This is a genomic window from Dactylosporangium sp. NPDC048998 (assembly GCF_043197855.1).
Lineage (GTDB): Bacteria > Actinomycetota > Actinomycetes > Mycobacteriales > Micromonosporaceae > Dactylosporangium.
Genome location: NZ_JBICTV010000005.1, coordinates 489,324 through 511,645, shown reverse-complemented (window position 1 = coordinate 511,645; position 22,322 = coordinate 489,324). Strand labels below are relative to the sequence as shown.

Annotated in this window: 17 protein-coding genes; 4 read left to right on the top strand and 13 right to left on the bottom strand. The window is 71.7% G+C overall.

All coding sequences use genetic code 11. From position 1 onward, the window contains the following. Positions 1-3 precede the first annotated feature (3 nt). From ACGFI8_RS16155 to ACGFI8_RS16145, 3 genes are all read right to left on the bottom strand, one after another. A complete protein-coding gene (locus ACGFI8_RS16155; RefSeq protein ID WP_392805113.1) occupies positions 4-768 on the bottom strand; it encodes a phosphodiesterase in 765 nt (254 codons plus the stop codon). Positions 769-914: 146 nt separating this feature from the next. Then, entirely contained in the window at positions 915-2,492 is a 1,578-nt protein-coding gene (locus tag ACGFI8_RS16150; RefSeq protein ID WP_392805110.1) for an MDR family MFS transporter, read from the bottom strand. Beyond that, positions 2,489-2,968 carry a MarR family winged helix-turn-helix transcriptional regulator gene (locus ACGFI8_RS16145; protein WP_392805107.1) on the bottom strand — a complete coding sequence of 160 codons (480 nt, stop codon included), beginning with the start codon at positions 2,966-2,968 and terminating at the stop codon, positions 2,489-2,491. The genes ACGFI8_RS16150 and ACGFI8_RS16145 overlap by 4 nt, the downstream gene beginning before the upstream one ends. A gap of 90 nt (positions 2,969-3,058) precedes the next feature. Between ACGFI8_RS16145 and ACGFI8_RS16140 the strand changes: the two genes are divergently transcribed. Both ACGFI8_RS16140 and ACGFI8_RS16135 read left to right on the top strand, forming a co-directional pair. Further along, complete coding sequence (locus ACGFI8_RS16140) at positions 3,059-3,646, top strand: TetR/AcrR family transcriptional regulator (protein ID WP_392805104.1); 588 nt, start codon at positions 3,059-3,061, stop codon at positions 3,644-3,646. A 205-nt stretch (positions 3,647-3,851) separates the two neighbouring features. After that, entirely contained in the window at positions 3,852-4,436 is a 585-nt protein-coding gene (locus tag ACGFI8_RS16135; RefSeq protein ID WP_392805101.1) for an ATP-dependent Clp protease proteolytic subunit, read from the top strand. A gap of 193 nt (positions 4,437-4,629) precedes the next feature. On the opposite strand, the gene ACGFI8_RS16130 is transcribed toward ACGFI8_RS16135, so the two are convergent. The 5 genes from ACGFI8_RS16130 to ACGFI8_RS16110 form a co-directional block, all read right to left on the bottom strand. Further along, on the bottom strand, positions 4,630-5,301 hold the full coding sequence (locus tag ACGFI8_RS16130; RefSeq protein ID WP_392805098.1) for a response regulator: 672 nt from the start codon (positions 5,299-5,301) through the stop codon (positions 4,630-4,632). A 78-nt stretch (positions 5,302-5,379) separates the two neighbouring features. Next, a complete protein-coding gene (locus tag ACGFI8_RS16125; RefSeq protein WP_392805096.1) occupies positions 5,380-6,642 on the bottom strand; it encodes a sensor histidine kinase in 1,263 nt (420 codons plus the stop codon). A 94-nt stretch (positions 6,643-6,736) separates the two neighbouring features. After that, a complete protein-coding gene (locus ACGFI8_RS16120) occupies positions 6,737-9,355 on the bottom strand; it encodes an FtsX-like permease family protein (RefSeq protein WP_392805410.1) in 2,619 nt (872 codons plus the stop codon). 5 nt (positions 9,356-9,360) lie between these two features. Continuing rightward, complete coding sequence (locus ACGFI8_RS16115; protein WP_392805093.1) at positions 9,361-10,071, bottom strand: ABC transporter ATP-binding protein; 711 nt, start codon at positions 10,069-10,071, stop codon at positions 9,361-9,363. A gap of 256 nt (positions 10,072-10,327) precedes the next feature. Further along, positions 10,328-11,740 (bottom strand): condensation domain-containing protein, encoded by a 1,413-nt coding sequence (locus ACGFI8_RS16110; RefSeq protein WP_392805090.1) that lies wholly within the window; start codon positions 11,738-11,740, stop codon positions 10,328-10,330. A gap of 157 nt (positions 11,741-11,897) precedes the next feature. On the opposite strand from ACGFI8_RS16110, the gene ACGFI8_RS16105 reads away from it, so the two are divergent. Further along, complete coding sequence (locus ACGFI8_RS16105) at positions 11,898-12,113, top strand: ferredoxin (protein WP_392805087.1); 216 nt, start codon at positions 11,898-11,900, stop codon at positions 12,111-12,113. On the opposite strand, the gene meaB is transcribed toward ACGFI8_RS16105, so the two are convergent. The 3 genes from meaB to ACGFI8_RS16090 are packed head-to-tail and all read right to left on the bottom strand — an operon-like array spanning position 12,110 to position 16,958. Next, positions 12,110-13,060 carry a methylmalonyl Co-A mutase-associated GTPase MeaB gene (gene meaB / locus ACGFI8_RS16100; protein ID WP_392805084.1) on the bottom strand — a complete coding sequence of 317 codons (951 nt, stop codon included), beginning with the start codon at positions 13,058-13,060 and terminating at the stop codon, positions 12,110-12,112. The genes ACGFI8_RS16105 and meaB overlap by 4 nt on opposite strands. Before the next feature lie 17 nt (positions 13,061-13,077). Beyond that, entirely contained in the window at positions 13,078-15,165 is a 2,088-nt protein-coding gene (gene scpA / locus ACGFI8_RS16095; RefSeq protein WP_392805407.1) for a methylmalonyl-CoA mutase, read from the bottom strand. A gap of 56 nt (positions 15,166-15,221) precedes the next feature. Further along, positions 15,222-16,958 (bottom strand): methylmalonyl-CoA mutase subunit beta, encoded by a 1,737-nt coding sequence (locus tag ACGFI8_RS16090; RefSeq protein WP_392805081.1) that lies wholly within the window; start codon positions 16,956-16,958, stop codon positions 15,222-15,224. Between the two features lie 149 nt (positions 16,959-17,107). Between ACGFI8_RS16090 and ACGFI8_RS16085 the strand changes: the two genes are divergently transcribed. Beyond that, on the top strand, positions 17,108-17,263 hold the full coding sequence (locus ACGFI8_RS16085; RefSeq protein WP_392805078.1) for a hypothetical protein: 156 nt from the start codon (positions 17,108-17,110) through the stop codon (positions 17,261-17,263). A 24-nt stretch (positions 17,264-17,287) separates the two neighbouring features. Here ACGFI8_RS16085 and ACGFI8_RS16080 read toward each other — a convergent pair whose 3' ends face one another. Both ACGFI8_RS16080 and dnaE read right to left on the bottom strand, forming a co-directional pair. Further along, complete coding sequence (locus ACGFI8_RS16080; protein ID WP_392805075.1) at positions 17,288-18,655, bottom strand: hypothetical protein; 1,368 nt, start codon at positions 18,653-18,655, stop codon at positions 17,288-17,290. A 35-nt stretch (positions 18,656-18,690) separates the two neighbouring features. Then, a complete protein-coding gene (dnaE, locus tag ACGFI8_RS16075; protein ID WP_392805072.1) occupies positions 18,691-22,227 on the bottom strand; it encodes a DNA polymerase III subunit alpha in 3,537 nt (1,178 codons plus the stop codon). Between the last annotated feature and the right edge of the window lie 95 nt (positions 22,228-22,322).

Genomic DNA, 22,322 nt, shown 5'->3' with positions numbered 1-22,322 from the left:
GCCTCAATAGGCGGTGACCGGCGCTCCCGTGTGACTGACCTGGACCAGGTGCGTCACGCACTCGGCGCCCTCGAGGCGGTGCAACAGAAACCCGGTCGGCTCGGCCACGAAGCTCACCGGGCGGCCCTCGCGCAGGCCGAGGTCCACGGCCCGGTACGTGCTGGGCGCGACGCTGAGCACCGTGCCCGCGAACCCGGCGGTGACCACGCGGTGCAGGTGCCCGGCAAGCACCCGGACGACGTGCGGGTGCCGGCGCACGACCTCGGCGAGCGCGGGCCCGTCGACGAGCCGGATGGCGTCCATGCCGGGGATGCCGACCCGGATCGGCGGGTGGTGCAGGCAGACGAACGCCGGCACCTGTGAGCGGCGGCCGAGCACGTCGTCGAGCCAGGCGAGCTGCTCGTCGCCGAGCAGGCCGGCGTCGCCGAGCTCGGGCCGCAGGGAGTCGAGGACGACGATCGTGAACTCCGGGTACTCCGCGACGTAGGAGGTCGCGGCCAGCCCGAACGCCTGCTGGAGGGCGTCCTTGCCGTCGTGGTTGCCGGCGACGAGGTGCACCGGAATGGGATAGTGCCCGATCAGCTCCGTGAGCACCTCGTACTCCCCGCTGCGGCCGCGGTCGACGAGGTCCCCGGTGACGACGACACAGTCGGGCTGCGGCTCCAGCGCGAGCACGCGGGTCAGGGCCCGGTACAGCCCGGCGGCCGGCTGCGCGGCCAGCGCGCCGGTGGTGATGTGAGGATCGCTGAGGTGCGCGATGAGCGGCATGTCCGTCATTCTGCGCCGCGGATGCGAGCGGGCGGGGCGGCTCCAGGGGGTGAGCCGCCCCGCCCGGGTCCAGGGCTGGCGCGATACGTTCGTTATCAGGCGATATGTCCGGCGCTTCGCACCGGACATATCGGACTTATCAGCATTTAGCGGGAAGCGCCAACGGTCTCGTCGGTCGCCTCGGCCGGCTTGGCGGCCGAGAGGTCGAGCGTGCTGCGCAGCATCGCCGGGCGCATGAACAGCGCCGCGATCACGCCCACCACCGCGATGCACGCGGAGACGAGGAAGATGTGGCCGGTGGCGTCGCCGTACGCGGCGCGGACGATGTGCTGCATCGCCTCGGGCAGCGCGTTGAGGTTGAGGTTGCTGGTCTTGCTGCCGCCGGCCGGAGCCTGCACGCCGGCAGCGGCGAGCGACTCGGTGATGTTGCTCGTGACTCGGCGGGCCAGGACCGCGCCGAGGACCGAGACGCCGATCGTGCCGCCGAGTGAGCGGAAGAACGCCACCGTCGAGCTGGCCGCGCCGATGTCCTTGAGCGGCACGGTGTTCTGCACCGCCAGCACCAGGTTCTGCATGGACATGCCCACGCCGACGCCGACCAGCAGCATGGCGCCGCTGACGAAGACCAGCGAGGTCTCGTGGTCGATCGTGGCCAGGGCCGCGAAGCCGGCGACGAGGACGATGGTGCCGGCGACGATGTACGGCTTGATCCGCCCGGTCTGGGTGATGAGCCGCCCGACCACGATCGAGGAGATCAGCACACCCGCCATGAGCGGGATGGTGAGCAGGCCGGCCTCGGTGGGCGTGTAGCCGCGGCCGATCTGGAAGTACTGGCCGAGGAAGACGGCGCCGCCGAACATCGCCATGCCGACCGCGAGGCTCGCCAGGATCGACAGGGCGGTGGTCCGCTGGGCGACGATGCCAAGCGGCACGACCGGCTCGGCGGCGCGGGACTCGACCCACACGGCCAGCGCGAGCAGCACCAGCCCGGCGGCCACCATGACCGCGGTCTGCCAGGACAGCCACGCGAACGAGCCGTCGACGAACGACACCCAGATCAGCAGCACGCTGACGCCGGCGGCGATGAGGGTCGCGCCCAGGTAGTCGATCTTGACGTTGTCCCGCTTGATCGTGGCCAGGTGCAGGGTCTTCTGCAGCACCACGAGGGCGATGACGGCCACCGGGACGCCCACGAAGAAGCACCAGCGCCAGCCCAGCCACGAGGTGTCGACGATGACGCCGCCGAGCAGCGGCCCGCCGACGGTGGCCACGGCCATCACGCCGCCGAGGTAGCCGTTGTACCGGCCGCGCTCCCGGGGCGGGATCATCGCCGCGATCACGACCTGGACCAGCGCCTGCAGCCCGCCGACGCCGATGCCCTGGAAGGCGCGGGCGGCGATGAGCTCGCCGGTGTTCTGCGCCAGGCCGCTGATCATCGAGCCCAGCACGAAGATCACGATCGAGACCTGGACGAGGATCTTCTTGCTGTACAGGTCGGCGAGCTTGCCCCAGATCGGGGTCGTCGCGGTCGCCGCGAGCAGGGTGGCGGTGACGACCCAGGTGTACTGCGTCTGCGTGCCGTTGAGCGCGCCGATGATCTTCGGCAGCGCGGTCGAGACGATCGTGGAGCTCACCATCGCGACGAAGAGGGCGAGCAGCAGGCCGCTCAGCGCCTCCAGGACTTGCCGATGCGACATCGGCTCCTCGGTCTGCGTCTGACTCATCGTGTTGCCTCCAGGGTTTTGCGGTTGGTCGCAGCGGACTGCGCATTGAGGGAGCCGCGGAAGCGGCGCAGCAGTGCGCCGAGGAGCTCGACGTCGGCGCGGCTCCAGTCGCTCAGGGCAGTGGCGAGCAGGGTCGTGTACCAGTCGTTGGAGCGCCGCAGGGCGTCGCGCCCGGCATCGGTGAGCTCCAGGAAGCTGGCCCGGCCGTCGTGCGGGTCGGCGACCCGGCGTACCAGGCCGTCCTGGACGAACGCGCTGACCGCCCGGCTGGTGGTCGACTGGTCGAGCGCGCAGACGGCGGCGAGCTCCTTGAGGTGACAGCCGCCGGCGAGCCGCTCGATGACGGCGAGCATGCCGGCGACGCCGGGCGCGAGCGCCCCGCTCTCGTGCTGGTGCTGCTGCTTCACCAGGCGCACGACCTTCATGAGCTCGCGCACCTCGTCACGCAGCGCCTCAACCGCGTCGACGTGATCCACCGTTCCTCCCGAATACTTGCCTGATACAAGCATCCAAAAAAGTTGCCTACTGCGCAAGTTTGCGCAATGAGAATTAGGTAACATCGAGGCGTGGGGGCCGGCCTGCGAGAACGCAAGAAGATCGCCACCCGGCAGGCCCTGCATGAGGCCGCCGTGGCGTTGTCGATCGAGCACGGCCTGGACAAGGTCACCGTGGAGGCGATCGCCGACGCGGCCGAGGTGTCGCGCCGGACGTTCTCGAACTACTTCACGAGCAAGGAAGAGGCGCTGCTGTACGGCGACCAGCTGCGCATGCGCCTGCTGGTCGACGCCGTCCGGGAGCGCCCGGCCGCCGAGCCGCCGTGGGCCGCGCTGACGGGCGCCGCGCTGGAGGTGCAGCAGCGCCTGGGCGCGCGCGATCCGCGCTGGGTGACGCAGGTCCGGCTGGTGCGCCGGCACCCGGCGCTGGCGGCCCAGCAGGTCTCGACGTACGCCTCGATGGAGGACGAGCTGACCGCGGAGATCACCTCCCGGGCACCGTGGTCCGCGCAGTGCCCGGTGCGAGCCCGCCTGATGGCCGCGGCCTTCCTGGTCGCGATGCGCGTGGCGGTGCAGGACTGGCTGGACCGCCCGCCGGGCACCCACCTCGCCGACGTCATGCGCGAGGCCCTGGCCGAGATGGGCGCCGCGTTCCGCTGAACGCACGGAACCCCGGCCGCGAAACGCGACTCCTCATGATCGCGTTCGCTAAGCTCGAATCTTCACGCGATTCAGCGGTTCTTCGCGACGGCCGGCAGGACGGCACGGTCGCGGTCGACGTGCAGGACTCGGCGGCGGTTCAGCCAGCAGCGGAATGCGCTCCCGGCGGGCGGCCGAGGTGCGGATTCTCGCCTATGTTCGGCTCATGCGCTCACGCTACGACCGGCGCCCCGACGAGGAGCAGCCGCCGCCCCCGGCGCCGCACGCCCCCTGGCTCGACGAGCAGCTGTTCGGCCGGCGCATGGTGTTCCTGCGCGGTCCGATCGAGCCCGAGATGGCCTCGCGCGCCGCGGCGACGCTGCTCGCCCTTGACGCCTCCGGCGCCGACCCGATCAGCGTGCACATGAGCGCCGAGCAGGGCAGCCTGGCCGCGGTCTGGACGCTGGTCGATGCGATCGAAGCCCTGCGTGCGCCCGTCCACGCGACCGCGGTCGGCGAGGTGAGCGCGGCCGCCCTCGGCGTGTTCTGCGCCGCGGCCCAGCGCACCGCGTTCGCGCACGCCCGGTTCCGCCTGGCCGAGCCGAAGGTGACCTCGCCGGGCGGCACCGCCGACCAGGTGGTCGCGGAGGCCGGCCGCTACCTGCGCGACCTGGAGGACCTGGTCCTGCGCATCTGCGCCGCCACCGGCCAGCCGCGCTCCCGCGTGGAGGACGACCTGCAGTCCGGCCGCATGCTGACGGCAGAGGACGCCGTGGAGTACGGCCTGGTCTCATCCATCGTCAGGCGCTGAGATTCAATATATGGACATGTGCACGTGGTTGCGGCGGCCGGGGTCAGCAGGATCGTCAGGGCGCAGAGGACGGCCATGATCCATGGTGTTCTGGACATACTGCCCGGCCCATCGGCCGCCGACCGGACGAGTTGACGAATTCGTGCGGAATTGCGCGTGCGTCCACACGTTCGGGCCGGGATGACCCGGACCGTTAGGCACCGGGGAGGCCGTCGTGGGCGGATTCCTGCAGGTAGGCGAGGACGGCCAGCACGCGGCGATGGCCGCTGTCGCTCTGTTGCAGGCCGAGTTTGGCGAAGATGTTCCGGATGTGCTTGCTGACCGACGTCTCCGTCACGAACAGCATCGACGCTATCGTGGTGTTGTCGTAGCCCTCCGCCATCAAGGCGAGCACCTCGAGCTCCCGCTTGCTCAGCCGGCCGAGTGACTGGCCCGTCCGCTGGCGCGCGAACAGCTGGGCGATCACCTCGGGGTCGATGGCCGTGCCGCCGTCGATGACCCGGTGCATGGCGTCGATGAACTTCTGCACCTTGCCGACGCGCTCCTTGAGCAGGTAGCCGACCCGGCCGGCGCCGTCGGAGAGCAACTCGGCAGCGTAGCTGTGTTCGACGTGCGCGGACAGTACGAGCACAGGCAGTCCGGGGTGTCGCTGACGGGCCTCGACCGCGGCCCGCAGTCCTTCGTCGCGGAAGGTCGGCGGCAGCCGCACGTCGACCACGGCGATGTCAGGCAGCTCCTCGGCGAGGGCCGCGTGGAACTCGTCCGGTGTCTGCGCCGCGGCCGTCACGGTGAAGCCCTCGGAGCGCAGGAGCAGGACGAGCCCCTCCCGGAGCAGGACGTCATCCTCCACGATCACGACTCGCACGGCGAACATACTGTCAGGCATCGCTTGGCAGCGGCCAGTCGTGGAACCGCTGATGTGCGCCCGTCCAACACCAGCCATTTAGGCGGGCAGCTCCAGCCGCAGCACGGTCGGACCGCCCGGTGGGCTGGACAGTGTCACCGCCCCGTCGAAGGCGGCCACCCGGCGCCGGATGCCGGCCAGCCCGCCGCCCGGGCGTTCCGTCGCGGCGCCCACACCGTCGTCGCTGATCTCGACCATCAGGCGCCGACCGTCCGTCTCCACCCGCACCGTGGCCTCCGTCGCCTGGCTGTGTCGCGCGACGTTCGTCAACGACTCGGCGACGGCGAAGTAGGCGGCGGTCTCCACCGCCGCGGGCATCCGCGGCACGACCCCCATCCGGAGGCTGCAGGGAACGGCAGAGCCGGCGGCCAGAGCGGCGATGGCGCCATCCAGGCCGCGTTCACCCAGCACCGGCGGGTAGATGCTCCGGATGACCTCACGCAGCCCGGTCAGCGCGTCGCTGGTGGCGTCCTGGGCCCGCAGGACCAACGAGATGACGGACGGCTCGAGCCCCGCGACGTCGGCGCGGAGCAGCGCCCGCTCCAGGATGCCGAGGTGCATGGCCACCGCGGTCAACCGGTTCTGGGTACCGTCGTGGAGGTCCCGCTCGATGCGCCGCAGCTCCGCGCCGTGCGCCTCCAGGGCCGCCGCCCGGGTCGCCGCCAGCTCGGCCACGCGCAGCGACAGGACCTGGTCGGCCCGCGGGCTGAGCAGCGTGGCGGCGATCCGGTATTCGGCCCGCGCCAGTCCGGGCAGGACGACAAGGACCACGGCGCCATACGCCACGGCCACGACCGGGCTGAGCAACGCCTTTCCCCACGAGTCGACGACATACCCCACGGACGACGGAACCCCGCCGGGCACGGCCCACCAGTACATCGGCAGCAGCAGCGCGTTGAGCACGCCGGCGGGCAGCCCGATCGCAAGGACCGCGCTGATCAGGCCGAACGGGCCGTGGATGAGCATCCACAACAGGTCCCGCCGGGTCGCCGGATCGTGCAGGACGATAAGGATCCGCTGGGACACCGAACCCGTCACGTCGTCGTAACGCCCGACGATGGCGGGCTGATAATCGCGGGCCAGCCGACGCCGCTCGCTGTCGGCCAGTCGGCGCAGGAGCCGGGCGGCGGCCGGAATGCAGCGCCACAGGCCGACGATGCACAGCGCCAGGAACGCGACGACCGCAACGGAGCCCAGCAGTGCCAGCACGGCGGTGCGACCGCCCGCGACGAGCCGCCGCACGGCCGTTGCGACGGGCCGCAGGAGTGCGATGCAGCGGCTTCCCAGCCTGCCGACGGTCATCGCCGTCATTGTGCCGCTCGGCCGTTCGCCGGTAAAGCGTCCCGGACAGGGCGACGTGGGTGTCGTGTCATGAGCGACCGCTCGCGGCAGCCGATCAGCTTCGCACGCTGATCGCGTCGGCGGGCCGCGCGTTGAGCGCCGACCTGGTGGGCAGCGCCACCGCGAGATAGGCGAGGGCGACCGCGCCGCCGATGACGGCCAGGTACACCAGCGGTGGCCCGGACGGCAGGGGTACGCCGCTGAGCGCCAGCGACAGCAGGGCCAGCGGGACGATCGGGATCAACGAGCCGACCACGATGGCGATCGCGAGCATGATGAAGACCTCGTATCGCATCATGCGCGACACCTGCCGCCGGGTGGACCCGACCAGCCGCAGCAACGCGAACTCGCGGATACGCTCGGCGGTGGTCATCACCAGGGTGTTCGTCACCGCGATCGCGATGTAGAGCATGATGACGCCGAGGGCGATCAGGTTGACCAGGAACGCCGTCTCCTGCTGCCCCTGCGCGCCGGCGGTGAAGGCGGCCCGATCCTGCACGACCACGCCGGGATAGCGCTGCGCGACGCCGGCCAGGGCCGCACGCACGGCGTCGGAGTCTGCGCCCGGGGCGGCCTTGACCAGGATCTGGCTGTCCGCACGGTCGGTCGTGTGGGCGATCGCCAGTTCGTGCGGCAGGAAGACGTCGCCGAGTCCGAGGTTGTTGGTGTAGGTGGCGACGAGCCGCAGACTGACCGGCGTGCCGTCGCCGAGGTACAGCTTCACCGTGTCGCCGACGTGCACACCGAGGAACGCGGCTTCGCCGGCGGACAGTGCCACCGTCTGGCCGGTGAGCGCGCCGAACGAGCCCTCGGCGACCTTCGGGTCGAGGGTCCTGGTCGCCGTTGCCGGGTCGGCCCCGATCGCGCCGACCGTCTGCACGCGCGGGCTCGGCCCCGTGAACTCCAGGATCGCCTGGCTGCGGACCACCGGCGTGATCTCGGCGACCCCGGAGACCTGCCGCGAGTCCGTCGTGAAGCCGGCGGGAACGCCGCCGAACTGCCCGGACACCACGAAGTCGGCGGTCATCGCCCGGTCGGCCTGACGCTGGGACGCCGCGGCCAGGGTGGTCTGGGTGAAGAAGAACGTGAGCGCGAACCCGATGGCGAGCATCAGCGGGGTGACCGCCGCAGCGATCCGGCGGGAGTTGGCGGCGGTGTTCGCCACGGCGAGGTAGCCGCCGATCCGCGACAGCATCCGCAGCGGACCGGCCAGCAGGGCCACGCCGGTGTCGACCACCTTCGGACCGAGCAGCGCCAGGCCGACGACCTGCGCCAGAGCCGAGATGCCCGTCAGCGCGGTGCTTTCCGCGGTGCCCGCGAGGAACAGCGGCACGGCGGCCGCGACCAGACCGCCGATCACCAGCACCACACCGGCCACGACACGGATCGGACCGAGCCCCCGGGGAGCGACGGCCGCCTCGCCCAGCGCGGCCATCGGCCTGATCCTCGACGGCCTCCGGGCCACCACCGCCGCCGACAGCCGCGCGGTGCCCGCGGTGACAAGCACCGCCACCAACGACGGCAGCGGGCTCAGCGCGAGGTCGAAGTCGGCGGGGATCACCTTTGCCCACGCGAACGCGTCACGCAGTTCGAAGGCGACACCGATGCCGGCGACACCGCCGAGCAGCCCCGCCGACACCGACAGCAGCAGCACCTCCCCGGCGACCATTGCGCGGATCTGGCGTGGGGTGGCGGCGATGGCCTTCATCAGCGCGAATTCGCGGTACCGCTGCTGGATCGAGAGCCCCAGGGTGGCTGCCACCACGAAGATCGCGATCAGTGCGGCGATGCCACCGAACGAGCCGGAGATCGCCAGCAACCGGGTCTTGGTCTGGTTGACGTCCATGAACTCGGCGGAGCTGCGGTCGGCGCCGGTCAGCACGGTGGAGTCGGTGCCCTGCAGTGCGGTCTCCAGCCGTTGGACGAAGCCGGTGTCGTCACCGCCGAGCCGCTTGCGGACCCGGCCCACGAGGCCCAGGGAACCGACGTCGACGCCGGGCTGCACGAGCACCCCGATCGCGTCGAAACTGCCCGGGTGCCGGGACAGCTCGCGCGCCGTGGCATCGCTGAAGAACAATGCGGACTGCCGGTGGAACCCGGCGCCCTCCGCCGTGGTCGCGATCCCGGACACCCGGTACGGCGCGGGCTTGCCACCGGCCGCGATCCGCACCGAGCCCCCGACGGTCACCCCGGCTCGGTTGGCCAGGTCCAGGTCGAGGACGACGTCCGACGGCCCCGTCGGCGCCGCCCCGGCCTGCAGGCGCATCGGGGCGAGCACGGCCGAGCCCCAGCCGTGGCCGAGCGACGGATACCCACCCGGCCCGGTGAGCGGCCCCTGCTCGCCGACGACGTTGGCCGGGAACGACACCGCTCCCACGGCCTGGCGGACCCCCGGCACCGCGGCCACCTTGGCCAGGACGGCCTCGGGGACGAGCGGCTGCTCGCTGACCGGCTCCACCTCCAGGACGTCTCCGCCCTCGGCGCGCACGCTCTGCTTCCCGGCGACGACGACCGCCGCGGCGGCATAGCGCTCGGTCGGCACACCCGCACGCACGCCGGACTCCATCAGCACGCCGCACGCCGTGATCAAGGTCGCGGCGCAGAACACCGCGATGAACGCGCCCAGGAAACCGCCCTTGCGCGCCCGGATCGTCTTCCAGGCCAGCCACAGCATGGAGCTCACCACTCACCCAGGCGCGTCATGCGCTCGGCCACGGTCTTCGGGGTGGGCGACTCCAGCGAACCGGCGAGCCGGCCGTCGGCGAGGAACACCACCTGGTGCGCATACGAGGCGGAGACCGGGTCGTGCGTGACCATCAAAACGGTCTGACCCATGCTGTCCACAAGGTCGCGCAGCAACTCCAGCACCTGGCGGCCCGTCCGGCTGTCCAGCGCTCCGGTCGGCTCGTCCGCCAGCACGACCTCCGGGCGGGTGACCAGGGCACGGGCGATGGCGACCCGCTGCTGCTGACCGCCGGAGAGCTGCGACGGCAGATGGTCCAGCCGGCCGGCGAGGCCGACCCGGCCGACGACCTCGCTCAGCCACGCCTGATCGGGCCGGGATCCGGCCAGCCGCAGCGGCAGTGTGATGTTGTCCAGCACGCTCAACGACGGCAGAAGGTTGTACGCCTGAAACACGAAACCCACGCGCTGGCGGCGCAGCTTCGTCAGCGCGGTCTCCCCCAGGCGGCTGAGCTCCTTGTCCCCGAGCCAGACCCGGCCGGAGGTGGGCGTGTCCAGACCCGCCGCACAGTGCAGGAACGTGCTCTTGCCGGATCCGGACGGGCCCATCACGGCGGTGAAGGTCCGGCGGTTCAGCGTGATGCTGACGTTGTCGAGCGCCCGCACCATCCCCGACCCGCCGCCGTAGACCCTGCTCACGGACTCCATCCTGACCGCGTGGCCGGTCCCCGAACGGGTATCGACCTCAGTCGACCTTGCCGCCATTGCCCCACCCTCCCGCAGCACGGGCCAGGCCGATGTATTCGGCCTGATCCATTCTTTTCAGGGGCAATCGATTCATCCACCCGGCAGGTTGCACTTTCCCGGGTATAGCGCGCTATACCCGCACCATCTGACGCACCGGCAAGCCGCCGGGCCGAGGCACTACGCCCCGGCCCGGCGGCTCGTCACGTCGTTCGCGCGGTCAGCGGACCGAGGCGTGGAGGGCGGCCGTCGTCGCCGTCTCGTCGATCGCGGAGCGGACGATCAGGCGCTCGAGGTCCGACAGGAAGCCCAGCGGGCCGCGCCGGCCGAAGAAGCCGTGCTCCACGCACAGCATCAGCTCGGCCGTCTCCCCCAGGTCCATCAGGAACATGAAGAAGTTCGCGTGCTTCGGCAGGCGGTCGATGACCGGCGAGCGCAGCTTCGTGGCCGGGAGCAGGTCGGCCACCCGCTCGGCAAGCTCCTCCTGCGGCACGGGGGCCGGCGGCTCGGCGTCGAGCAGGGAGTACCGCGTGTCGTTGAAGAAACAGTAGCCGTCCGGCACGATGCCCCGCCGCTCGGCGAGATCGGCGAACAGCGCGTCGAGGGCTCGCGGGTCGTACTCGCAGTGGGCGTACGCCGCGAGCGCCGCGTTGGCCGAGCGCCGCAGGAACTCCTCGACCGTCTCGGCGTCCAGCCGCGCCGGGGCGCAGTCGAGGCGGAAGAGCGCGTTCTCGTTGAAGGCGCCGACCAGGCCGCGGCTGGCCCGGCGGAAGCGGGTCGACACGATCATGCGCAGGGCGGCGTCGTCCTCGCCGGTGTACGCGGCCAGCTGCATGGTCGTGGCGCCCAGCAGTACCGTCGCGGGGGGCACGCCGTGGCGGGCGGCCAGGGAGTTGGCGGCCAGGGCGAGCGCCGGGGACTGGATGAGGCCCCAGTCGAGGTTGGGCGGGCCGTCCCCGACCCGCTCGAACATGCTCGCCGGCAGGCTCTCCAGGTGGCGTGCCCAGAACGCGAGCGCCTTCGCCTCGCGGCGCCTGCCGATCTCGGAGCGCTCGTACTCGCCCCGCTCGAGCGGCTGCTGGCCGGGCTCGACCACGACGGGCGGATCGGCGAGCAGGTTCGCCAGGTCGCCGCGGACGATGTTGAAGCTCCAGCCGTCGACGGCCATGTGGCTCGCGGCGAGCAGCACCAGCAGCGGCTCGCCGGAGCGCACCAGCACCGCGGCACGCAGCGGCAGGTCGGCGCCGATGTCGAACCACGGGCGGCGCAGCGCCTCGCCGAGGTCGGCCGCGGCCTCCTCCAGGCCGACGTCACCGAGGTCGTCGAGCTCGTGGACCTGGAGCGGGATCTCACCGGCGTCGACGACGCGCTGGATCGGGCTGTCGGGTGTGTCGAGGTACAGCGTGTGCAGGGAGTCGTGCCGCTCCACCAGCAGCCGCAGCGCGCCGAGCACGGCGGGCAGGTCGCGGCCGGGCGGGACCGGGCAGCTCACGAGCAGGTTGAGGGTGGTGTCGTCCGGCGGCAGCCAGCGGAACACGTCCCAGATCGCCAGCTGTGCCCAGATCAGCGGCCCCTCGGAGGCGCGGCCGGCGCGGTCGGTGCGAAACGCGATGGTGCTCGGTTGTCTGTCCACGGCTCACCGATCCTCTGGATCATCACCTGACGTCGAGCGACCCTCAGGTTACGACCGCAGTACAAAACTTTCAATGATCCATGCAAGAATCTATCCCGATCAGTACGGATCTTGCCGCAATGTCCTCCGCACACCGCGGCCCGATAGGTTGTACGGCATGTGGCGGATCACCGTGAACCACACGTGCGTCGGCTCGGGCAGCTGCGTCGGCATCGCACCCGGGCGGTTCGAGCTCGACGACGCCTACGGGCGCTCGCACCCCGTCACGCCGGACGTCGAGCCCGACGAGGCCGTGCTCGACGCCGTCGCATCGTGCCCGATGGAGGCGATCTCGGTGGTCGACCTCGAGACCGGGGAGACGGTCGAGGTCTAGGACGCGCCGCGGTAGGCGGCCAGCAGGGCCTCCGCCGCCTGCACCGGGGTCAGCGTGCCGTCGAGCACCTGCCGCTCGACGCGCGGCGCCAGGTCGCGGACCGCGGAGCTGGTGCGCAGGCCGTCGAGCAGCGCGTCGCGGGTCATCGACCAGATCCAGCCGAGCTGCTGGCGCTCACGCCTGGTCCGCAGGGCGCTGGAGGCCTCGAGGGTGTCGTGGTGTCGGGTCAGCTGCGCCCACAGGTCGGGCAGGCCGGCGCCGGTGAGGCCGCTGCACGTGACGACCGGGGGCTGCCAGGTCTCGCGGCCGGTGCGCAGCAGGCGCAGGGCACCGGCGAGCTCGCGGGCGGCGGAGCGGGCGTCGGCCTCGTGCGGGCCGTCGGCCTTGTTGACGGCGATGACGTCGGCGAGCTCCAGCACGCCCTTCTTGATGCCCTGCAGCTGGTCGCCGGTGCGCGCCAGGGCCAGCAGCAGGAACGTGTCGACCATGTCGGCGACCGCGGTCTCGGACTGGCCGACGCCAACGGTCTCCACGAGCACCACGTCGTAGCCGGCCGCCTCGACCACGACCATCGCCTCGCGGGTCGCCCGGGCGACGCCGCCCAGCGTGCCGGACGTCGGCGACGGGCGCACGAACGCGGCCGGGTCGGCGGCCAGGCGGGTCATGCGCGTCTTGTCGCCGAGGATGCTGCCCCCGGTGCGGGTCGAGGACGGGTCGACGGCGAGCACGGCGACGCGGTGCCCCTCGCCGGTGAGCAGCGTGCCGAGCGCGTCGATGAACGTGGACTTGCCCACGCCCGGCACGCCGGTCACGCCCACGCGCCGGGCCCGGCCGGCGTGCGGGGCGAGTGCGCCCAGGAGTTCCTGGGCGCGCTCGCGGTGGTCGGCGCGGGTGGACTCGACGAGCGTGATCGCGCGGGCGATCCAGGCGCGTGAGCCGCCCAGCACGCCCTCGACGAGGTCGCTCAGTGCTGCAACCGGGATCGCAGCACCTCCAGCAGGTCGAGGGCGGCGGCGGCGATGACGGTGCCGGGGCCGAAGATCGCGGCGGCGCCGGCCGCGCGCAGCTCCTCGTGGTCCTGCGGCGGGATGACGCCGCCGACCACGACGAGGATGTCGTCGCGGCCGAGCTCGGCCAGCTCCGCCCGCAGGGCCGGCACCAGGGTCAGGTGCCCGGCGGCGAGCGAGTTGACCCCGACGATGTGCACGTCGGCCTCGACCGCCTGGCGGGCCACCTCGCCCGGCGTGGAGAACAGCGGGCCCACGTCGACGTCGAAGCCGAGGTCGGCGAAGGCGGTCGCGATCACCTTCTGGCCGCGGTCGTGGCCGTCCTGGCCCATCTTCGCCACCAGGATCCGCGGGCGGCGCCCCTCGGCCTCGGCGAACGCGTCGGTCGCGGCGCGCACCCGCTCCACAAGCTCGTTGCCGGCAGCCTCGTCGCGGTACACGCCCGAGATGGTACGGATCTGCGCGGTGTGCCGCCCGAACACCTTCTCCAGCGCGTCGGAGATCTCCCCGACGGTGGCGTGCGCGCGGGCCGCGGCCACCGACAGCTCCAGCAGGTTGCCGTCGCCGGCCGCGCCCGCGGTGAGGGCCTCGAGCGCGGCGTCGCAGGCGGCCTGGTCGCGCTCGGCCCGCAGCCGCTGGAGCCGGGCGATCTGTGCGGCGCGGACCGCGGAGTTGTCGACCTTGAGGACCTCGATCGGCTCGTCGGCGTCGGGGCGGTACTTGTTGACGCCGATGACCGGCTGCCGGCCCGAGTCGATGCGGGCCTGGGTGCGCGCCGCCGCCTCCTCGATGCGCAGCTTCGGGATGCCCTCGCCGATCGCGCGGGCCATGCCGCCGGCCCGCTCGACCTCCTCGATGTGCGCCCACGCCCGCTGGGCGAGGTCGTGGGTGAGCCGCTCGACGTACGCGCTGCCGCCCCACGGGTCGATCACCCGCGTGGTGCCGGACTCCTGCTGCAGCAGCAGCTGCGTGTTGCGCGCGATGCGGGCCGAGAAGTCGGTCGGCAGAGCGAGGGCCTCGTCCAGCGCGTTGGTGTGCAGCGACTGGGTGTGTCCCTGCGTCGCCGCCATGGCCTCGACGCAGGTGCGTACCACGTTGTTGAACACGTCCTGGGCGGTCAGCGACCAGCCGGACGTCTGGCAGTGCGTGCGCAGGCTCAGCGACTTGGGGTTCTTCGCCCCGAAATCGCGGACCAGCCGCGACCACAGCAGCCGGCCGGCGCGCAGCTTCGCGACCTCCATGAAGAAGTTCATGCCGATGGCCCAGAAGAACGACAGCCGCGGCGCGAACGCGTCGACGTCGAGGCCGGCGTCGCGCCCGGCGCGCAGATACTCCACGCCGTCGGCGAGCGTGTACGCCAGCTCCAGGTCGGCGGTCGCCCCGGCCTCCTGGATGTGGTACCCGGAGATCGAGATGGAGTTGAACTTCGGCATGTGCTTCGAGGTGTACCCGAAGATGTCGCCGATGATCCGCATCGAGGGCCCGGGCGGGTAGATGTAGGTGTTGCGGACCATGAACTCCTTGAGGATGTCGTTCTGGATGGTGCCGGACAGCTGCTCCGGCGCCACCCCCTGCTCCTCGGCGGCCACGATGTACAGCGCCAGCACCGGCAGGACCGCGCCGTTCATCGTCATCGACACGCTCATGCGGTCCAGCGGGATGCCCTCGAACAGCCGGCGCATGTCCAGGATCGAGTCGATCGCGACGCCGGCCATGCCCACGTCGCCGGCCACGCGCGGGTGGTCGGAGTCGTAGCCGCGGTGCGTGGCCAGGTCGAACGCGACCGACAGGCCCTTCTGCCCGCCGGCCAGGTTGCGGCGGTAAAACGCGTTGGACTCCTCGGCGGTGGAGAAGCCGGCGTACTGCCGGATCGTCCACGGCTGCGTGGTGTACATCGTCGGGTAGGGGCCGCGGACGTACGGCGGGATCCCCGGAAATCCGTGCAGGAAGTCCACGCCGGCGAGGTCATCGGGGCCGTAGAAGCCCTTGACGTCGATGCCCTCGGGCGTGTGCCAGACCTCGGCGGCGCCGTCCGAGCCGCCCATCGAAACGGCGGCCTCCACCCGCGGGGTGCCGAGGGCCACCTCGGAGAAGTCGGGGATCACGGCGCCACTCCCAGGTCTCGGTGCGTCTGCTGGAGCACGGCGAGCGCGTCGCAGCCGGTGTAGAGGTAGGCGTCGACGCCGTCGTACCCGGCGGGCTTCCCGGCCAGCCACACCGTCCGCACGCCCTCGTCCTTCAGGCGCCGCGCGGTGTCGGCGGCCTCCTCGGCGTACGAGCGGTCGGAGCCGCAGATGCAGGCCACCGGCGACGGGCCGTCGGCTGGGCCGGCGAAGAGGCGCACGCCGCCGGCCGCGAACAGGTTGCTCGCGAAGGACACGCGGGCGGAGTGCGCGGCCGGCGAGCCCAGCGCCACCAGACGCACCGACGGGGGTTCCGCGGCGGCGTCGGCGGCGTCGCGCAGCCGTTCGAAGCTCTCGGAGTACCAGATCCGGGGTAGGCCGCCGGACGGCGGCGGCGGCGCCGGGGCGCGGACCGGGCGGCGCTCGGCGAGGTCCGGAAACTCCGACACGCCGGTGATCGGCCGCCGCCGGTGTGCGACGTCCTCCGCGCGCCGCTGCCGGGTCGCCCCGATCCGGTCGGCGACCATCCCGCCGCGCAGCGCCGCGGCCATCCCGCCGGCCCGCTCGACCTCGGTGAACACGTCCCAGGCGGCGTGCGCGAGGGCGTCGGTGAGCGATTCGGTGTACCAGGAACCGCCGGCCGGGTCGAGCACCCGGGCGACCCCGGACTCCTCGATGAGCAGCGACTGGGTGTTGCGCGCGATCCGCCGGGAGAACCCGTCGGGCAGGCCGAGCCGCGCGTCGAACGGCTGCACGGTGACCGCGTCGGCGCCGCCCACCCCGGCGGCGAAGCACGCGACGGTGGTGCGCAGCAGGTTCACCCACGGGTCGCGGGCCGTCATCATCGGGTCGCCGGTCACCGCGTGCTGGCGCTGGGCGCCCAGGTGCGGCACCTCGCAGACCTGCGCGACCCGCGACCAGATGCGCCGGGCGGCGCGCAGCTTCGCGATGGTGGCGAACTGGTCGGCGGTCGCCGCGAAGCGGAACTCCAGCTGCTTGAGTGCCATGCCGGCGCTGAGCCCGGCGGCGACCAGCTCGCGCAGGTACGCCACGCCGGTCGCGGTGGCATAGCCGAGCTCCTCGGCGTCGCCGGCGCCGGCGTCGTGATACACCGTGGCGTCGACGGTGGCCACCGGAACGGGCGAGATCTTCGACAGGGCCGCCAGGACGGACATATCGGCGGCCGCCCCGGTCCGCGCCGACCAGCCCAGCGGGTCGGCGCCCAGGTTGCCCGACTTGTCGTCGCCGGGCAGCGCCAGGAAGGCGCGCGCCGCCTCCACCGTTTCCGCGCCGTTGTCCAGCACCACCGCGGCCAGGTCCAGGTACACCCCGTCGAGCACCTCGGCCAAGTCGCCGGGCGCGATCCCGGCCAGCCACAGCGAGGTCGCCCCGTTCTCGAGGTCGTCGAGGACCGCCGCGCGGGTCGCCTTCGCGTCCGGGTCGGCGTGGCGCTGCCGCACGTCCCACGGCCGCGGCGCGCCGCTGCCGCCGCGCACGAACGGCACCTGCCCCGGCAGCCCGGCCGGCGGGGCAGGTGTCTGGGCAGGGTCCTCGGCGCTGTACAGCGGGGCGATACGCAGCCCGTCGTAGGTCTCGGTCGACAGCAGATCGACGACCGCCTCCGGCGGGGTGTCCTCGCCGGCCAGCCCGGACTTGCGCAGCACGCCCAGCGCGAGCCGCCGCCACTGCTCTAGATCTTGCACGGGCTCGCCCATGAAAGGGATGTTAAGTGCGTGTGTCGGACGAACGACCACGCTTGTGACAACCTCCACCAGTCGAATATCTCACCGGGCCGGCCCCGGCGCAGGGACGCGGTCGTCATGGGAGCAGCGGTGGCTGGTGCGGCGGTGGCACGCTTGCGCGCATGGAGCTCGGGGTTCCGCCGCTGTTCGCGGCGCTGCGCGGGAAGCGCAACGTGCTGATCGCCGGGGCCGGCGGAGGATTCGACGTGTACGCCGGTCTGCCGCTCGCGTTCACGCTGCGGGCCGACGGCGTTACGCCGCGGGCCTTCCCGCACTGACGGCACCACGGGCACGCCTGGAGGTCAGAGGGAGTACCAGGGCGCGCGGATGCGGTAGAAGACGAACTCGCCGGGCGTCGCGCAGGCCAGGTAGGTGTGGCTCCACGTGCAGGCGTCCGGGCGCGCGTCGATCGTGCCGAGCTCGCGGGCCGTGCCGCGGGACGCGTCGACGCCGGTCCAGGGGTACTCCCCGGGTGGTGGGACGGCCGGCAGGAGCAGGTAGCTGCCCTCGTCCAGGCGGGCGGCGCGCTTGCCCGGCCAGCTGCGCACCGTCCGGCCGTCGGCGTCGAGCAGGGTCTCCGTGACCCCGATGGCCTGGGTCGCGGTGCGCAGCATGACGCGGTCGCCGACCGGCACGGCCATCGAGGGTCGCTCGGCCGCCACGCGGAACGTCACCTCGCCGGTGTCGACGTTGAGCTCCGTCAGGTGGTGCTCCTCGCCGACGCAGACCCGCCGCTCGCCGCAGGCGCTCACGAACAGCGGCCGGGCCTGCGCGTCGGGTGACGTCCAGGTCCACTGCGGCCGGCTCAGGTGCGTGCGGTCGTAGGCGCGCAGCTGCAACCCGGCGGCGCGGCCCGCGACGAAGATCTGATCCTCGTACGGGTACACCAGGTCGCCGGGGTCGGCCAGGCCGAAGCCGGAGCCGATGGCGCGGCCGCCCGCCAGGCCGACGACCTCCAGGCCGCGGTCGGGGGTGGCCCGCACGATGTGCGGGTCGACGGTCAGCGCCTCGTCGAGCGGCTCGCCGCCGATCGAGGTCGGCACCTGCTGGCCGCTCCAGTTGTCGGTCAGCCACCAACTGCCGGCGCCGTCCGGCTGGTCGAACGCCGCCGTCTGGCGCCCGGTGCCGACGTCGGTCACGAGCAGGCGGTGGTCGGCCGCGGAGTACCGGACGAAGTACTTGCCGATGAGCACCCAGCGGTCGCCGGCGCTCACGTCGAAGGTCGCGAACGGGACGCCGTTGTTGGCGTTGAGCAGCGTCACCCGCCGGTTACCACCCGTGTCCGGCAGGCCGGTCACCTGCACCATGCCGCGGGCGGCGCGGAAGGTGTCGACGTCGGTGAGCGTGCTGTTGCGCCACACGGCGATGGAGGGCTTGTCGGCGTCGACGGCACGCAGCTCGTACCGGCCGCCGCCGGTCGAGTGACCGAGGTAGGCGCGGCCGCCGTCGAGGTAGGCGCGCGCGCCCTCGGTGCCGGCGGGCAGGGCGACGTCGCCGATCCGGTCGAGGCGCTCGAAGCCGTAGGGGCGCTGGTTCACGCGGTACACCACCGAGAAGACCACCAGCACGGCGGTCAGCGCGGCGACCGCGGCGGCCGACCACCGCGCACGCCGCGATAGCCAGAGCGACCGACGCGGGCGCAGGTCGTCGGCGAGGGCGTGCGTGTGCACCCGCCGACACTACCTCCTGATCGCCTCCGCCGGTGTCACGAGAAGCTGTTCGGGCCTAGCAGCGCCTTCAGGTCGCCCTTCAGCGCGGTGGTCGGGTTGACGTGGTAGGGGCCCAGGCGCAGCAGCGTGGTCCGCGAGCCGTGGCTGAGCTTCACGTGTACCTCGGCCTTGCCCGGGTGGTTGACCAGGATTTCCTTGAGCCGGTCGACCAGCGGCGGGGTGCACCGGGTGGCCGGCAGCGACAGCACGACCGGGCGGTTCTCCTCGGCGGCGGACACGTCCGGCATCGACAGGTCCATCGCCATGAGCCGCGGCGTCTCGTCGCGCCGGTCGATGCGGCCCTTCACCACCACGATCGCGTCCTCGGCGATGTACTGCCCGACGAGCTCGTAGGTGTTGGGGAAGAACAGCGCCTCGACCGCGCCGCCGAGGTCCTCCAGGGTCGCCGACGCCCACGGCTTGCCCTGCTTGGTGATGCGCCGCTGGACGCCGGTGAGCATGCCGGCGAGGGTGACGACGGCGCCGTCGGCAACCGCGCCCTCCTCCGACAGGCTGCTGATGGCGGTGTCGGCGGCCTTGGCCAGCACCGGCTCGAGGCCGAACAGCGGGTGGTCGGACACGTACAGGCCGAGCATCTCCCGCTCGAACGTGAGCAGCTCGCGCTTGTCCCACTCGATCTGCGGGATCGCGACCGTCATCGCCGCGCCGCCATCGCCGGAGTCGTCCGCGCCGAACGCGTCGCCGAACAGGTCGAACTGCCCGATGGCCTCGTTCTTCTTGATGTCGGCGTAGTTGTCGATCGCGTCGGCGTGGATGGCCAGCAGTCCGCGGCGCGGGTGCCCCATCGAGTCGAACGCGCCGGCCTTGATCAGCGACTCGATCGTCTTCTTGTTGCAGGCGACGGCGTCGACCTTCGACAGGAAGTCGTGGAAGTCCTTGTACGGCCCGGTCTGCGTCTGCCGGCACCGCGCGATCGCGTCGACGACGTTGTGGCCGACGTTGCGCACGGCGGCGAGGCCGAAGCGGATGTCCTTGCCGACCGGGGTGAAGGGGCCGGCGGACTCGTTGACGTCGGGCGGCAGCACGTCGATGCCCATGCGCCGGCACTCCGCCAGGTACATGGCCATCTTGTCCTTGTCGTCGCCGACGCTGGTCAGCAGGGCCGCCATGTATTCGGCCGGGAAGTTGGCCTTCAGGTACGCCGTCCAGTACGACACCAGCCCGTAGCCGGCCGTGTGCGCCTTGTTGAAGGCATAGTCGGCGAACGGGACGAGCACGTCCCACAGCTTCTGGATCGCCTCGTCGCTGTAGCCGTTGCCGCGCATGCCGTCGCGGAACGGCACGAACTCCTTCTCCAGAACCTCTTTCTTCTTCTTGCCCATGGCGCGGCGCAGCAGGTCGGCCTGGCCGAGCGTGTACCCGGCCAGCTTCTGCGCGGCGCGCTGGACCTGCTCCTGGTAGACGATCAGGCCGTACGTCGGGCCGAGGATCTCCTTGAGCGGCTCCTCCAGCTCCGGGTGGATCGGGATCATCTCCTGCTGCCCGTTCTTGCGCAGCGCGTAGTTGGTGTGCGAGTTCGCGCCCATCGGGCCGGGCCGGTACAGCGCCAGCACGGCGGAGATGTCCTCGAAGTTGTCGGGCTTCATCAGCCGCAGCAGCGAGCGCATGGGCCCGCCGTCGAGCTGGAACACCCCGAGCGTGTCGCCGCGGGCGAGCAGCTCGTAGGCCGGCTTGTCGTCCAGCGGCAGCGACAGCAGGTCGAGGTCGATGCCGCGGCGCTTGATGTTCTTGACGGCGTCGTCGATGATCGTCAGGTTTCGCAGGCCGAGGAAGTCCATCTTCAACAGGCCGAGCGTCTCGCAGGTCGGGTAGTCGAACTGCGTGATGATCGCCCCGTCGGCGTCGCGGCGCATGAGCGGCACGTGCTCGATCAGCGGCTCCGCGGACATGATCACGCCGGCGGCGTGCACGCCGGTCTGGCGGATCAGCCCCTCCAGGCCCTTCGCGGTGTCGACGACCTTCTTGACGTCGGGGTCGCTGTCGTACAGCGCCCGGAACTCGACGGCCTCGGAGTACCGCGCGTGGTTCGGGTCGAAGATGCCCGACAGCGGGATGTCCTTGCCCATGACCGCCGGCGGCATCGCCTTGGTGATCTTGTCACCGACCGCGAACGGATAGCCCAGCACCCGCGCGGAGTCCTTGATGGCGGCCTTCGCCTTGATGGTACCGAAGGTGGCGATCTGGGCGACCCGGTCCTCGCCCCACTTCTCGGTCACGTACCGGATCACGTCACCGCGCCGGCGCTCGTCGAAGTCGATGTCGATGTCGGGCATCGAGATGCGGTCGGGATTGAGGAACCGCTCGAAGATCAGCCCGTGCGGCAACGGGTCGAGGTCGGTGATGCCCATCGCGTAGGCGACCAGGCTGCCGGCGGCGGAGCCACGACCGGGCCCGACGGCGATACCCTCGTTCTTGGCCCACAGGATGAAGTCCGAGACCACGAGGAAGTAGGCCGGGAAGCCCATCTTCACGATCATGTCGGCCTCGTAGTCGGCCTGCCGCTGGTGTTCCTCGTCGATCCCGTCCGGGAACCGGCGCGCCATGCCCTTGGCCACCTCGGCCCGGAAGAACGACTCCTCGGTCTCTCCCTCCGGCACCGGGAAGCGCGGCATCAGGTTGCGCTCCTTGAACATGCCCTCGATGTCGACCTTCTCGGCCACCAGCAGCGTGTTGCGGCAGCCCTGCTGCCACAGCTCGGACGAGTCGACGGCGCGCATCTCGTCGGCCGACTTGAGGTAGTAGCCCGACCCGCCGAACCGGAACCGGTTGGGGTCGTTGATGTTGGCCGCGGTCTGCACGCACAGCAGCACGTCGTGCGCCTCGGCCTGGGCCTGGTGCGTGTAGTGCGAGTCGTTGGTGACCACCGGCGGGATGCCGAGCCGCTTGGAGATCTCGGTCAGCCCCTCGCGGACCCGCCGCTCGATGTCCAGGCCGTGGTCCATGACCTCCAGGAAGTAGTTCTCCTTGCCGAAGATCTCCTGGTACTTCGCGGCCGCCTTCAGCGCCTCGTCGAACTGGTCCAGCCGCAGCCGGGTCTGCACCTCGCCCGACGGGCAGCCGGTCGTGGCCATCAGCCCCTCGGCGTGCTCGGCGATGATCTCGGCGTCCATCCGGGGCCACTTCACGAAGTGCCCCTCGATCGACGCCCGCGAGTTCAGCCGGAACAGGTTGTGCAGGCCGGTCCTGTTGCGCGCCCAGATCGTCTTGTGCGTGTAGCCGCCCGAACCGGAGACGTCGTCGTCCTTCTGGTCCGGCCGCCCCCAGCGGATGCGCTGCTTGGTCAGCCGCGACTCGGGCGCCACGTACGCCTCGACGCCGAGGATCGGGGTGACGCCCGCCGCCTTGGCCTGCTTGTAGAAGTCGTACGCGCCGTGCATGTTGCCGTGGTCGGTGATCGCCACGGCGGGCATGCCGAGCCGGTTGGCCTCGGCGAACATCTCCTTGAGGCGGGCCGCCCCGTCGAGCATGGAGTACTCGGTGTGCACGTGGAGATGCACGAACGAGTCGGCCATGCTCAACCCCCTGGGGCTCGGTCTGACGGGTCCGGCGGATTAGCCTAGTCACGGATCCGGCGCGACACACCGACCGACACTGCCGTGTGCGCCGG

Bases quoted from the DNA above. Each gene is read 5' to 3' on its own strand.
- ACGFI8_RS16155 (WP_392805113.1), bottom strand. From the start codon at position 768: ATGCCGCTCATCGCGCACCTCAGCGATCCTCACATCACCACCGGCGCG.
- ACGFI8_RS16150 (WP_392805110.1), bottom strand. From the start codon at position 2,492: ATGAGTCAGACGCAGACCGAGGAGCCGATGTCGCATCGGCAAGTCCTG.
- ACGFI8_RS16135 (WP_392805101.1), top strand. From the start codon at position 3,852: ATGCGCTCACGCTACGACCGGCGCCCCGACGAGGAGCAGCCGCCGCCC.
- ACGFI8_RS16125 (WP_392805096.1), bottom strand. From the start codon at position 6,642: ATGACCGTCGGCAGGCTGGGAAGCCGCTGCATCGCACTCCTGCGGCCC.
- ACGFI8_RS16120 (WP_392805410.1), bottom strand. From the start codon at position 9,355: ATGCTGTGGCTGGCCTGGAAGACGATCCGGGCGCGCAAGGGCGGTTTC.
- ACGFI8_RS16115 (WP_392805093.1), bottom strand. From the start codon at position 10,071: ATGGAGTCCGTGAGCAGGGTCTACGGCGGCGGGTCGGGGATGGTGCGG.
- ACGFI8_RS16105 (WP_392805087.1), top strand. From the start codon at position 11,898: ATGTGGCGGATCACCGTGAACCACACGTGCGTCGGCTCGGGCAGCTGC.
- scpA (WP_392805407.1), bottom strand. From the start codon at position 15,165: ATGGGCGGCTCGGACGGCGCCGCCGAGGTCTGGCACACGCCCGAGGGC.
- ACGFI8_RS16090 (WP_392805081.1), bottom strand. From the start codon at position 16,958: ATGGGCGAGCCCGTGCAAGATCTAGAGCAGTGGCGGCGGCTCGCGCTG.
- ACGFI8_RS16085 (WP_392805078.1), top strand. From the start codon at position 17,108: ATGGAGCTCGGGGTTCCGCCGCTGTTCGCGGCGCTGCGCGGGAAGCGC.
- dnaE (WP_392805072.1), bottom strand. From the start codon at position 22,227: ATGGCCGACTCGTTCGTGCATCTCCACGTGCACACCGAGTACTCCATG.